Below are 13,386 nucleotides of genomic sequence, written 5' to 3' on the forward strand. Positions count from 1 at the left end.
TATCGCTTGCTACAACTAGTTACCGAGATTAACTAATTCGGCAATAACAATATGGCTTGGCTGTCGCCGCCTTCGAGCAGGCAGTACAAGCAAGAATCGGGAAGCCCGTATGAAGTTGACCAACAAGAGGATAGTCGTGACCGGGGTTTCCTCGGGCATCGGCGCCGAAACCGCGAGGATCCTGCGTGCCCACGGGGCCATCGTCATCGGCATGGATCGCAATGAGCCCAACCTGAGCCTGGACGATTTCATCCAGGCTGATCTCAGCCACCCGGATGTCATCGATGCGGCCGTGCAGCAGTTGCCGCAGGCGCTCGACGGCCTGTGCAACATTGCAGGAGTCCCCGGTACCGCCGATCCGCAAGCGGTTGCCCAAGTCAATTACCTGGGGGTGCGCCATCTCTGTGGGGCAGTGCTACCGCGCATTGTTGCCGGAGGCAGCATCGTCAACGTCGCCTCGATTCTGGGTGCGCAATGGCCGCAGCGCCTGGACCTGCACAAGGCCCTGGCCGATACCCAAAGCTTTGCCCATGGCCAGGCCTGGCTGGCCGAGCATCCGGTGCCTCGGCAGAGCTGCTACCAGTATTTCAAAGAGGCCTTGATCGTCTGGAATTACCAGCAGTCCCAACCCTGGTTCCTGCAGACCTCTGTGCGCATGAACTGCGTGGCGCCGGGCCCGGTGTTCACGCCCATCCTGGGTGATTTCGTCAGCATGCTCGGTCAAGAGCGCGTCGAGGCTGACGCTCATCGTATGAAGCGCCCGGCCTACGCCGATGAAGTGGCGGCTGCCATCGCCTTTCTGTGTGCCGACGAATCGCGCTGGATCAATGGCGTCAATCTGCCGGTCGATGGTGGCCTGGCGTCCACCTACATCTGAACGAGGAGCCCTGGGCGAGTGACCACCGGCCGACTACGAGCGAACGGCCAGTTCAAAAAACATGCTTCCAACAACAAGAACAATGAGGAACACCATGCACAACTCTCGATGCTATCCAGGCTTCAAGCGTTCAGCCCTGGCACTCTCGGTCTGCCTGGCCGGCTGGGCCTCCCAGCCCCAGGCTGCGCAAATAGACTTGGGCGACAGTCAATGGCGCCTGCGCTGGGATAACACCCTCAAATACAGCCAGGCGTGGCGTCTGCAAGGGGCCGACGACAATCTGGTCAACGCGCCGACGGCGGGGGGCCTGTACCCCTCGATCCAGAGTCAGGGCGACAAGAATTTCAGCAGCGGCCTGGTCTCCAACCGCCTGGACCTGTTCAGTGAGATGGACCTGAGCCGGGAAAACTATGGCCTGCGCCTCAGCGGCGCGGCCTGGTACGACGATATCTACAACAAGAACACCGACAGCAGCGAGCAACGGCACTTTCTCGACGATACCCGCGAACTGCACGGGCGCGACGCCGAATTGCTTGATGCCTTCGTGTTTGTGCGGGGTGATGTCGGCGAGTCGAGCCAGGGCACCGTGCGGCTGGGCCGGCATAGCCTGATTTATGGCGAAAGCCTGTTCTACGGGGGCAACGGCATTGCCAATGCCCAGGGGCCGAGCGATATCGTCAAGCTGCTCAGCGTACCCGGCACCCAGTTCAAGGAAATCCTGCGTCCGGTCAATCAGGTGTCCGGGCAGTTGCAGATCAACCCGCAGTTGTCTGTGGGTGCCTACTATCAGTTCGAATGGGAGCGTTCCAACCTGCCGGGGGCGGGCAGCTACCTGAGTGACAACGATGGTATCGGCGAAGGTTCCGGCGACTGGACCCAGGTGTTTGGCAACACCACCGTGCATGCCTCCGATATCGAGGCCAGGAACTCCGGCCAAGGCGGCATGCAACTGCGCTACAAGCCCGAAGGCACCGAACTGGAACTGGGCTTCTACGCTGCCAAGTATCACGACAAGGCGCCGAGCGCGCTCTATGCCTATCTGGACGGTGCAGCGGCCGCGGCCACCGGGCTGCCGATCCTGGGGTCCTATCGCCAGGTTTACGCCGAAGACATCAAAACCCTCGGCGCCAGCTTCTCCACGGCTTATGGCCCGTTCAATTTCGCCGGCGAAACCTCGGTGCGCTGGGACGCACCGCTGGTGAGCAACCTGCAGGTGGTGACACCTGCCATGGCGGCGGACAACAACGGCGATGCGCTCTACGCCAAGGGCAAGACCGCCCACGTCAACCTCTCGACCATCTATCTGCTGTCGCCCGGCCCGCTGTGGGATGGTGGTTCGGTGCTCGCCGAACTGGCCTGGAACCGCACCCTCAGCGTCACCGACAACCGCGCGGCGTTGGACGCCAACACCACCCGGGACGCCACAGCGCTGCGCGTGCTGGCCGAACCGGCTTATTTCCAGGTGGCCGACGGTCTCGACCTGAGCGTACCGATGGGTTTTGGCGTGGTCCTCGATGGGCGCTCCTCAGCGGTCAGCAAGGCCGGGTTCGGCAATACCCACGCCGGCGACTGGAGTGTCGGCGTCAAAGCCACTTACCTGCAACGCTGGGACTTCGGCATCAACTACGTGAACTTCTTCGGCAAGAAGGAGGCAGGGCTGCGCGAGGACGGCAACTTCAGCTACGGGCAATCGCTGGCCGACCGTGACTTTGTCTCCATGTACGTGAAAACCACATTCTAATAAGAGGTTTCATTCGTTATGCACAGTAACCTTTCCTTGCGTATTTCGGCCTTGGCCATTGCCTTGCTCAGTGCCGGCCTGGTGCACGCGGCCGTTTCCCCGGAGCAGGCCGCACGCCTGAACTCGGACCTCACCCCCCTTGGCGCCGAGCGCGCCGGCAACAAAGACGGCAGCATTCCGGAATGGACAGGTGGCTACACCACAGCACTGTCCGGCTACAAGAATGGCGATAAACGCGCTGATCCGTTCGCCGCCGACAAGCCACTGTACTCGGTCAGCGCGTCCAACATGGCGCAGTACGCCGACCAATTGGCCGAAGGCACCAAAGCCCTGTTGCAGAAGTATCCCGCTTACCGTCTGGACGTCTATCCCACCCGGCGCAGTGCCGCAGCGCCTCAGTGGGTGTATGACAACACCCTGAAAAACGCTACCCGCGCGAACCTTGAGGTGACCACCGAAAAGGTCAGCGGCGCCTATGGCGGGATCCCATTTCCATTGCCGCAAAACGGCGCCGAGGTGCTGTGGAACTATCGCCTGTCCTGGCAAGGCGGAGACACCTTCTATTCACCTTTTGACACCTGGCTGATGACCGCAGGCGGCAAGAAAATCCAGGCCACCCGCGCGCGCTTCTGGTACCAGCAACCCTACTACTTCAAAGACGGCAGCCTGGAAACCTTCGCGGGCAAGTTTCTGATCGGCAAACTGGCCACGGAACAACCGTCCTCCAAGGCCGGCGAGGGCCTGATGACCCACTGGGACATGGACCCCGGCAAACGTGCCGCCTGGCAGTACCTGGTCGGCCAGCGCCGGGTGCGTCGTGCGCCGAACGTTGCCTACGATACGCCGGACTTCGTCACCTCGGGCGTCGGTTTCTTCGACGAGGCCTTCATGATCTTCGGTCCGACCGACCGCCACGACCTCAAGCTGGTTGGCAAGAAAGAGTTGCTGGTGCCCTACAACAACAACCGCGCGGCAGCAGCGAGCAGCGACGAGTTGCTCAAGCCAGGCTTCCTCAACCCGGATCTGGTGCGGTGGGAGAAGCATCGGGTGTGGGTCGTGAGCGCGACACTCAAGGATGGCAAACGTCATGTGGTGCCCAAGCGCACCTATTACGTGGACGAGGACTCCTGGCAAGTGCTGCTGCTCGACGGCTATGACGCCCAAGGCAAGTTGGGGCGGCATAACTATTCGCTGACGTTGCTGGCGCCTGAAATGCCCGCGCTGACCGCTCAGATGATGTGGGGCAGCTACAACCTGGAGACCGGCGCCTACTTCCTGAACTCCTCGGCCAACGACCTGGATGTGCAGTACCAGAGCTATCCGCGTCCGCCGTCCGCGTTCTTCACCCCTGACGCCATGGCCAGCGACAGTATGCGCTAAGCGATTGTGCAAGGCGCCGGAGCCCAGGCATCGGCGCGTTGTGCGATCAGCGGTTGGATAATTCTTATGCGGCGGTTGGAGCGGACATGATCGGTAATTTTTCACTCATGCGGGCGCTACCGGTGGCCTTGCTGCTGGCTGCGTTATCAGTGTCAGGCTGGGCGACGGCCAGCCCGGGCATAGCACTACTCAACCAGCCGGCCTTGCAAAGTGCCAAGGCACCCCGTGCGGTGCTGCTGGCGGTAACCCGGGCGGGCGATCGGCTGGTGGCGGTCGGCGAACGCGGCATCGTGCTGCTCTCTGATGACTCCGGCCAGAGCTGGCGCCAGGCCCGTGTGCCGGTCAGCGTCAGCCTGACGGCGGTGCAGTTCGTGGATGCCGAACGGGGCTGGGCTGTCGGTCATCTGGGCGTGATTCTTCACAGCACCGACGGTGGCGAAACCTGGGTCAAGCAACTCGATGGTGTCGCAGCGGCGCACCTGGCGCTGGTTTCGGCTCAACAAGGCAACGACGCCAAGCGGCTCAAGGATGCCGAGTGGCTGGTCGCCGATGGCCCGGACAAGCCGTTTCTCGACCTGTATTTCAGCGACCGTCGCAACGGCTATGTGGTCGGCGCCTATGGCCTGATTCTGCGTACCGCTGACGGTGGCGACAGTTGGCAGCCGTGGATGCAGCAGGTGGATAACCCCGAGGGCCTCAACCTGTACGGCATTCGCCCGGCGGGCAGTGCGCTGTTCATCGTCGGCGAACGCGGTCTGCTGCTGCGTTCAACTGACAACGGGAGCCGCTTCGAGGCCCTCGATTCACCCTATGACGGCAGTTTTTTCGGTGTGCAGGGCAGTTCGGCCGGGGAGTTGCTGGCCTTCGGTCTGCGCGGCAATGCTTATTGGTCGGGCGACCAGGGTGTCAGTTGGCGGCGGATCGAGACGGGGCTGGAAGTGGCCTTGTCGGCCGGCACTCGCTCGCCTGATGGCGCGTTGATCCTGGCCAGCCAGGCCGGCGATCTGCTGCTCAGCCTCGATCGAGGCCGCAGCTTGCGGCACTTGAAAGGACCGACCGGCACCTCGCTCGCCGGGCTGGTGGCCGCCCCGGACGGCAGCTTGATTGGTGTCGGCCTCAGTGGCGTGACCCGCCTCAAGCATGACCTTTACTCGGCGCAACGTTGAAACACTTGCCAGAGCCCTATGCGGCCGTATTCGGAGTCCGATGTGAACGACCATAATCCCGCCCTCGAACAGCAAGTGGTAATCGCCCGTCTGGAGGATTTCGATCCGCGTTCCGGAAACATGGGCGAGCGGGCGATTTTCAATCATCGCCCCTGGGTGATTCTGCTCTGCCTGCTGACCACCCTGGTGCTGGGTTACCAGGCCAGCAAGATCGGTCTCAATGCCAGTTTCGAAAAAACCATTCCGACGTCGCACCCTTACGTCGCCAATTTCCTTGAGCGACGCAGCGAATTGAGCGGCCTGGGTAACTCAGTGCGCATTGCCGTGGCGGTCAAGGACGGCAACATCTTCGACAAGGATTACCTCGACGTTCTCGCCAGGCTCAACGACGAGATCTATTTGCTGCCGGGTGTCGACAAGCCTTATATGAAGTCGCTCTGGACGCCGACCACGCGCTGGACGGCCGTGACAGAGGAGGGCCTTGATGGCGGCACGGTGATCCCGGACACCTATGACGGTTCCGCCGCCAGTCTGGAGCAGGTGCGCACCAACGTTGCCCGCTCCGGCGAGATCGGCCAACTGGTGGCGGGCAACTTTCAGTCCAGCGTGATATTCGTGCCGCTGCTGGAAATCAATCCCGTGACCGGCAAGGCGCTGGATGCCGGCGAATTTTCCCGGCAGCTGGAAGCTTTGCGCGACAAATACCAGAGCGATCGAATCCAGATCCACATCACTGGGTTCACCAAGATCATCGGCGACCTGATTGCCGGACTGGTCCAGGTCATGCTGTTTTTCGTGGTTGCCGTGCTGGTGACGGTCGTGGTGCTCTACTGGTACACCCGTTGTGCCCGCAGCACCGCGCTGGTGGTGCTCTGCTCCCTGGTGGCGGTGCTCTGGCAGGTCGGGCTGCTCGCCAGCCTTGGTTACGACCTGGATCCCTATTCGGCGTTGGTGCCTTTTCTGGTGTTCGCCATCGGCATGAGCCACGGCGCGCAGAAGATGAACGGCATCATGCAGGACATCGGTCGTGGCACGCACCGGGTGGTCGCCGCGCGTTATACCTTCCGCCGCTTGTTTGCCGCCGGCATGACCGCGTTGCTTTGTGATGCGGTGGGGTTCGCGGTGCTGATGGTGATCAAGATCCGCGTGATCCAGGACCTGGCGATTACCGCCAGCATCGGAGTGGCGGTGCTGATCTTCACCAACCTGATCCTGCTGCCGATTCTGCTCAGCTATATCGGTGTCGGCGCCAAGGCGGCCGAGCGCAGCTTGCGGGCCGAAACCGCTGAGTTGAAAGCAAACGTCAAGCATCCGCTCTGGAGTTTCCTCGACCTGTTCACCCGGCGCTCCTGGGCTTACGGCGCTTGCCTGGTGGGCCTGGCGCTGGCGGTCGGCGGTTTCGCCGTCAGCCTGCACCTGAAAATCGGCGATCTGGACCCAGGCGCTCCGGAGCTGCGTCCAGACTCGCGCTACAACCGCGATGCGGCTTTCATGACGCAGAACTACGCGGCCAGTTCGGACATTTTCGTGGTCATGGTCAAAACCCCGGAAGACCAGTGCACCCGCTATCCGACCCTGGCGGCGGTGGATGCTTTGGCCTGGCAACTGGAGCAATTGCCGGGCGTCGAGTCGACCAACTCCATGGCGGCCCTGAGCAAGATCGCCGCCGCCGGGTATAACGAGGGCAACTTCAAATGGTACGAGTTGATTCCCAATGACGGGGCCCTCGGCGCGGTACAGACCCGTGCGCCGCGTGAGCTGTTCAACCAGGGCTGTTCGCTGCTCTCGCTTTACGTCTACCTGGCCGACCACAAGGCTGACACTCTGGAGCGGGTGGTGCAGACCAGCGAAGCCTTTATCGCCCAGCAGCAACTGCCGGACGTGAAGTTCATGCTCGCTGCGGGGAGCGCCGGCATCGAGGCGGCGACCAACATTGTGGTAAAGAAGGCCATGCGCGAGATGCTGTTCTGGGTCTACGGTGCCGTGATCCTGCTTTGCTGGGTGACCTTCCGTTCCTGGCGCGCGGTACTCGCCGCGGTGCTGCCGCTGATGCTCACCTCGATCCTCTGCGAGGCGCTGATGGTGGGTCTGGGCATGGGCGTGAAGGTGGCGACCTTGCCGGTGATCGCCCTCGGGGTGGGCATTGGGGTCGACTACGCGCTGTATGTGCTGAGCGTGATCCTGACCCACATGCGCGCCGGCGCCACGCTGTCCGAGGCCTATTACCGCGCGCTGCTGTTCACCGGCAAGGTGGTTCTGCTGACCGGCGTCACCCTGGCTATCGCCGTGGCGACCTGGGCTTTCTCGCCGATCAAGTTCCAGGCCGACATGGGCATCCTGCTGGCCTTCATGTTCTTGGTGAACATGCTCGGCGCGCTGATCCTGTTGCCTGCACTGGCGTACTTCCTGTTGCCACAAAGGCTGTTCGCAAAAAAGCCTGAGGCCGCCGGCGTGTTGCAGCCGGTCGGGGAGGGCTGACTGACGGTCCGCTGGCAACCGAAGGGCCAGACCAGGCAAGCCAATGCGGCTTGCCTGGTCTGGCCATTTCCACGATCCGATGGAGACAAGTCAAAACGGTTTTTCTGCCGTTTATCTGGCGTCAAAACATAATCTTTCACGCCGTATTTAGCCTTCAGCCAACTCGCCGATACCCTCAATAAGGTCCGATCGATTTGTGGGTTCGCCGAGGGTACGTCATGTTTAATTCAACGCTGAAAAGTGAATTGATGGCTAGGACAGCCGAATTGGCAACGTACAAAGGATTGGTGGGTGCTCTGGAGCGGTCGATGGCCGTTGTGGAGTTCAGCCCAGATGGCAAGGTACTGCGCGCCAATGAGAATTTCTTGCATACGATGGGGCATCGGGCAGATCAACTGGCCGGTATGTCTCATCGGGATTTCTGCACGCCCGCGCTGGTCAGCAGCGCCGAGTATCGTCAGTTCTGGGACCGCCTGCGGTCCGGTCAATTCGTGTCCGGCACTTTTCAGCGAGTCAATGGCAAGGGTGGGAATGTCTGGCTGGAGGCCAGCTATAACCCGGTAGTGGACGAACAAGGCCGCGTTGTAAAAGTGGTCAAATATGCACTCGACGTCACCGCGCGGGTAGCAAACGAGGCGCAAACCCAAGGCAAGCTGGCCGCACTCGATCGCGCTATGGCGGTGATCGAATTCGATCTGAACGGCAACATCCTGACCGCTAACGACAACTTCCTCAGTGTCATGAATTACTCGCTGGCGGAACTCAAAGGCAAGCACCACCGGCTGTTCTGCGAGCAGGAGCTGGTGAGCAGCTCCGAATACAGCGATTTCTGGCGTCGCCTCAATAGCGGTGAATTTTTCAGTGGTCAATTCAAACGTCTGGGCAAGCACGGCAAGGTTGTCTGGTTGGAGGCCAGTTACAACCCGGTCTACGATGCCGAAGGCAAGCTGAGCAAAATCATCAAGTTCGCCAGTGACATCAGCGAACGAGTCGAGAAATTCGAAGAGGATTCGCGCGGCGCTTCCCGTGCCTACCACATCTCTGCCGAGACCGAGAAAGTCGCTGAACAGGGCTCGCAAGTGATTCAGCAGACGGCCAAGGAAATGCGCCAGATCGCTGACAATATCGGAGCCTCTGCACGATTGGTCGGCCAGTTGGGCGCGCGTTCTGAAGAGATCACGGCCATCGTCAATACCATTCGCGGCATCGCCGACCAGACCAACCTGCTTGCCCTTAACGCGGCCATCGAAGCGGCGCGGGCCGGCGATCAAGGGAGAGGGTTTGCGGTGGTCGCCGATGAAGTCCGGCAACTGGCCGGGCGCACCAGCCGTTCGACGGCCGAGATTGCCGAGATGATCGGCCTGATTCTGTCTGAAACCCGTGACGCCGTCGCCAGCATGACGGTGACCCAGGAGGGCGCCCTGCGTGGCGTAACCCTGGCCGATCAGGCCGGATCGGTTATTCTGCAGATCAGAACCGGTACCAGTGACGCACTCGAAGCGGTGAGCATGTTTGCCTCCAAACTCGATGAGTCCGAGGTCATCCCGAAAACGGCCATCGGCTGGGTAGGTTGAAGCGTATGGGCGGCCCGAACCTCCTCACCAGCCTTTGACGCCGCTCATATCAGGCAACTTGTGGGCGATGCCCTTGTGGCAATCGATGCAGGTTGCCTCGCCATTGGCCAGTGAGGTCGAGTGCATGCTCGAGGCGCGCTTGCTTTGCCGGGTGAAGTCCATGAATTCGAAGTTGTGACAATTGCGGCATTCTCGCGAGTCGTTGGCCTTGAGTCGGGCCCATTCGTGCTCGGCCAGTTCACGTCGCAGGGCGAGGAACTTGTCGCGGGTGTCGATGGTACCGAAAATCTTGCCCCAGACCTCCTTGGAGGCCTGCATCTTGCGCGCGATCTTATGGGTCCACTCGTGTGGCACGTGACAGTCCGGACAACTGGCGCGTACGCCGGAGCGGTTGGTGTAGTGGATCGTGTCCTTGAGCTCGACAAACACGTTGTCACGCATTTCATGGCAGGACACGCAGAACGTCTCGGTATTGGTCGCCTCCAGGGCAGTGTTGAAGCCGCCCCAGAAAACGATCCCGGCGATAAAGCCCCCAAGCGTCAGGAAACCCAGGCTGTAATACAGGCTCGGACGACGCAGGACGCCCCAGTAGTCCTTGAGCAAGGCGAACAGTGCTTTCATGTTGCCTCCTCAAGGTTTCTTCGTGGCGTTGGCGTTGTCTTGCAGCAGTTTGTCGATTGTCTCGAAATTGTTTCCCACCAAAGGCTTCACGTCCGCCTGCGGTACATGGCACTGGTTGCAGAAGTACCGACGTGGTGAGACGGCCGCCAGCGCTTGGCCATCGCGGTCCATGTAGTGGGTGATGCTGATCATCGTTGCCTGGGTCCGTGCGCTGTTGGCACGGCTGTGACAGGACAGGCACTTGTTGCCGTTCGCGTCGACCTGATAGCCACGGATGGTGTGGGGAATGGTCGGCGGCTGATCCGGGTAATTACGCTCGCGTTTGAGGTCTTTGTTTTCTTCATCGGTAATGGGCGGGGCGGGCATGTTCTGGGACAGAGTGCCGCCGGGGCGACGCCCATCCGGAGCTGGCGCGTCGAGCGGGTAGTTGATTTCAGCCGCGATCACCACGCCAATCGCGGCAAGCAGAAACAAGGGCAGCATTCGAAAAAACATCAGGGTTCTCCTCAGGCCACGCTGACCAACTCGATGCGTATCGCGCACTTTTTGTAGTCGGTTTGCTTGGAGATCGGGTCGGTGGCATCGAGCGTGACCTTGTTGATCAGCTTGTTGGCGTCGAAAAACGGCACGAATACCAATCCTTGAGGCGGCTTGTTGCGCCCGCGGGTTTCGATGCGCGCACGGATCTCACCGCGTCGGCTGATCAGCTTCACTTCACTGCCGCGCCGTGCTTTCAAGGCCTTGGCATCCTCGGGATGCATGTACACCAGCGCATCCGGCACGGCTTTGTAGAGTTCTTCGACTCGCTGGGTCATGCTGCCCGTGTGCCAGTGTTCAAGAACGCGCCCGGTGCTCAGCCAGAACGGGTAGTCCGCATCCGGTGCCTCGGCCGGCGGTTCGTAGGGGAGGGCGAAAATGATCGCCTTCTTGTCCGGATAGCCATAGAACTGCACCTCGCTGCCTTTCTCCACATAGGGGTCCAGCCCCTCGCGATAACGCCAGCGGGTTTCCTTGCCATCCACCACCGGCCAGCGCAGGCCCCGTTCACTGTGGTAACGGTCAAACGCGGCAAGGTCATGTCCATGGCCGCGACCGAATTGGGCGTACTCCTCGAACAGCCCCTTCTGCGGGTAAAACCCAAAGGCCTTGGCTTCATCGTTTTTGTAGCCGGCTTCCAACTGCTCGACGGGGAACTGGTCCACCTGGCCATTTTTGAACAGCACCTCGAAGAGGGTCTTGCCCTTGAGCTCAGGTGCCTTGGCGAGCAATTCGGCGGGCCAGGTTTCATCGGTGGTGAAGCGCTTGGAAAATTCCATCAACTGCCACAGGTCCGACCGGGCGTCTCCCGGTGCCGTCACCAACTGATGCCAGAATTGCGTGCGTCGTTCAGCGTTACCGAAGGCGCCTTCCTTCTCCACCCACATGGCGCTGGGCAGAATCAGGTCGGCGGCCTGGGCGGAAACGGTGGGGTAGACGTCGGAGACAATCATGAAATTGTCCGGGTTGCGCCAACCCGGCAGGACTTCCTGCATGATGTTCGGTCCGGCCTGCATGTTGTTGCTGGCCTGGGTCCAGCACACGTTGAGCACACCGTCCTTGAGCATGCGGCTCTGTTCCACCGCGTGGAAGCCGGGCTTTTCCTGGATGGTGCCGGCGGGCAGCTTCCAGATTTTCTCGGCGGTGGCGCGATGCTTGGGATTGGTGACCACCAGGTCGGCCGGTAGTCGGTGGGAAAAAGTCCCCACTTCACGTGCCGTGCCACAGGCCGACGGTTGACCGGTCAACGAGAACGGGCTATTGCCCGGCTCACTGATCTTGCCGGTAAGCAGGTGGATGTTGTAGATCAGGTTGTTGGCCCAGACGCCACGCGTGTGCTGGTTGAACCCCATGGTCCAGAACGACACGACCTTACGCTTGGGGTCGGCATACAACTGCGCCAGGCTTTTCAGTCGCTCAGGTGCAACCCCCGTCTCCCTGGCGGTTCGCTCCAGCGTGTAAGGCTTGACGAAGGCGGCGTACGCCTCGAAGTCAATATCCGTCCAGGTGTTGGCCTTGCCGGCATTCTTCGCGCTGGTTTCCCGTGGGTCGTCAGGACGCAGGCCGTAGCCGATGTCGTCGGCACCCCGGGCAAAGCGAGTGTGCTTGCTGATGAAATCCTGGTTCACCGCGCCGCTTTCAATGATGTGGTTGGCGATGTAGTTAAGAATCAGCAGGTCGGTTTGCGGCTTGAACACCATGGGGATGTCGGCCAACTCGAAACTGCGATGTTCGAAGGTGGACAGCACCGCCACTTTCACATGGGGCTGGCTCAGGCGGCGATCGGTGACCCGGCTCCAGAGCACCGGGTGCATCTCGGCCATGTTCGAGCCCCAGAGCACGAAGGCATCGGTGGCTTCGATGTCGTCATAACAACCCATGGGTTCATCGGCGCCAAAGGTGCGCATGAAACCCATCACCGCCGAGGCCATACAATGGCGGGCGTTGGGGTCGATGTTGTTGGTGCGAAAGCCGGCCTTCATCAGTTTGTTGGCGGCGTAGCCTTCCCAGACCGTCCACTGTCCGGAGCCGAACATACCGACCGATTCCGGCCCCTTGCTTTTCAGGGCCTGCTTGAACTTCAGCTCCATGATGTCGAAGGCTTGCTCCCAACTGACCGGCTGGAATTCGCCCTGCTTGTCGTATTGACCGTTCTTCATGCGCAACAGCGGCTGGGTCAGGCGATCGACGCCATACATGATCTTTGAAAGAAAATAGCCTTTCACGCAGTTGAGCCCACGATTGACTTCGGCCTTCACGTCGCCATGGGTGGCGACCACCCGGTTATCCCGGGTCGCGACCATCACGCTGCACCCGGTGCCACAGAACCGGCAAGGCGCCTTGTTCCAGTCCAGGGTGACCATGTCCGCTTCGGTCACCAGGTTGCTGGCAGAGGTTACGATCGGCAGGCCCGCAGCGGCGGCTGCAATGGCGGCGGCCTGGGTCTTGACGAATGCACGGCGGGTCATGCTCATTCGATGTCTCCTTCGGGCTCGAGGAGTTCGTGATAGATCAACGCCGCGTTGAGTACGCCGGGCAGGTTGTTGATCTGGTCGATGCGTTGCAGGATCTGGTCTTCATGCACGGCTTCAAGCACTACCACCAGTTTTCCGGCGGCACTTTCCTGATGCAACTCCAGGCCATCGAGCAGGCGCAGGTTGGCCTTGACCGCGTCGAACATCTCCGGTCGGGCAAGTACGACAAGACTGGCGATATGCAGGGTTTCGTCCATGAACGGGCTCCAATAGCCTCAAGAAAAAGCCACCGGTCAGTGGGGAGGGCCAGGAGGGCCATACAGCATCTGGAAAAACCAGACGAGGAAACCGTAGCCGCCGACGATGGCGACCGACAGCAGCGGAAAGAGGAACACGACAAGGAAGAGGAACAGCCGGGTTTCCTTGCGGCGTTCAGGTTTGCGTTCTTCAGCCAACGACATTGGGGCTTCTCCAGCCGAACCTGCGTTGATACTAGATCACGATTGCTGGACTGGCCTGTTTGCCCGATTTTGCTTTC

General features: G+C 60.9%; 10 protein-coding genes and 2 pseudogenes. 7 read left to right on the forward strand and 5 right to left on the reverse strand.

What is annotated here, in order from left to right; genetic code table 11:
• Positions 1-109 precede the first annotated feature (109 nt).
• The 7 genes and pseudogenes from PSEUDOMOFG3G_RS10315 to PSEUDOMOFG3G_RS28365 all read left to right on the forward strand — a co-directional run.
• Positions 110-877: a coniferyl-alcohol dehydrogenase gene (locus tag PSEUDOMOFG3G_RS10315; protein WP_107322803.1), complete on the forward strand. Its 768-nt coding sequence runs from the start codon at positions 110-112 to the stop codon at positions 875-877.
• Positions 878-971: 94 nt separating this feature from the next.
• A complete protein-coding gene (locus PSEUDOMOFG3G_RS10320) occupies positions 972-2,618 on the forward strand; it encodes a DUF1302 domain-containing protein (RefSeq protein WP_076384270.1) in 1,647 nt (548 codons plus the stop codon).
• Positions 2,619-2,636: 18 nt separating this feature from the next.
• On the forward strand, positions 2,637-3,998 hold the full coding sequence (locus tag PSEUDOMOFG3G_RS10325) for a DUF1329 domain-containing protein (RefSeq protein ID WP_139049861.1): 1,362 nt from the start codon (positions 2,637-2,639) through the stop codon (positions 3,996-3,998).
• An 86-nt stretch (positions 3,999-4,084) separates the two neighbouring features.
• A complete protein-coding gene (locus PSEUDOMOFG3G_RS10330; RefSeq protein ID WP_076384274.1) occupies positions 4,085-5,164 on the forward strand; it encodes a YCF48-related protein in 1,080 nt (359 codons plus the stop codon).
• A 120-nt stretch (positions 5,165-5,284) separates the two neighbouring features.
• Positions 5,285-7,642, forward strand: a complete 2,358-nt coding sequence (locus tag PSEUDOMOFG3G_RS10335; RefSeq protein WP_231990622.1) for an RND family transporter — start codon at positions 5,285-5,287, stop codon at positions 7,640-7,642.
• A 308-nt stretch (positions 7,643-7,950) separates the two neighbouring features.
• Positions 7,951-8,628: pseudogene (locus PSEUDOMOFG3G_RS28360) on the forward strand (PAS domain-containing protein); the annotation flags it as partial.
• A gap of 111 nt (positions 8,629-8,739) precedes the next feature.
• Positions 8,740-9,216 (forward strand): annotated as a pseudogene (locus PSEUDOMOFG3G_RS28365) (methyl-accepting chemotaxis protein); the annotation flags it as partial.
• Positions 9,217-9,240: 24 nt separating this feature from the next.
• Here the strand turns inward: PSEUDOMOFG3G_RS28365 and PSEUDOMOFG3G_RS10345 are convergent.
• The 5 genes from PSEUDOMOFG3G_RS10345 to napE are packed head-to-tail and all read right to left on the reverse strand — an operon-like array spanning position 9,241 to position 13,309.
• The gene (locus tag PSEUDOMOFG3G_RS10345; RefSeq protein WP_013692861.1) at positions 9,241-9,837 is read right to left on the reverse strand and encodes a cytochrome c3 family protein; all 597 of its coding nucleotides are present in this window, start codon (positions 9,835-9,837) and stop codon (positions 9,241-9,243) included.
• Positions 9,838-9,846: 9 nt separating this feature from the next.
• Positions 9,847-10,332: a nitrate reductase cytochrome c-type subunit gene (locus tag PSEUDOMOFG3G_RS10350; RefSeq protein WP_139049863.1), complete on the reverse strand. Its 486-nt coding sequence runs from the start codon at positions 10,330-10,332 to the stop codon at positions 9,847-9,849.
• 11 nt (positions 10,333-10,343) lie between these two features.
• Entirely contained in the window at positions 10,344-12,848 is a 2,505-nt protein-coding gene (gene napA, locus PSEUDOMOFG3G_RS10355) for a nitrate reductase catalytic subunit NapA (RefSeq protein WP_139049864.1), read from the reverse strand.
• A complete protein-coding gene (locus tag PSEUDOMOFG3G_RS10360; RefSeq protein WP_047225633.1) occupies positions 12,845-13,105 on the reverse strand; it encodes a chaperone NapD in 261 nt (86 codons plus the stop codon). The genes napA and PSEUDOMOFG3G_RS10360 overlap by 4 nt, the downstream gene beginning before the upstream one ends.
• 36 nt (positions 13,106-13,141) lie before the next feature.
• Positions 13,142-13,309 (reverse strand): periplasmic nitrate reductase, NapE protein, encoded by a 168-nt coding sequence (gene napE / locus PSEUDOMOFG3G_RS10365; RefSeq protein WP_047225634.1) that lies wholly within the window; start codon positions 13,307-13,309, stop codon positions 13,142-13,144.
• Between the last annotated feature and the right edge of the window lie 77 nt (positions 13,310-13,386).

Origin of the sequence: Pseudomonas sp. FG-3G, assembly GCF_901007645.1 — a bacterium.
In the GTDB taxonomy this organism is placed as follows: domain Bacteria; phylum Pseudomonadota; class Gammaproteobacteria; order Pseudomonadales; family Pseudomonadaceae; genus Aquipseudomonas; species Aquipseudomonas rhizophila.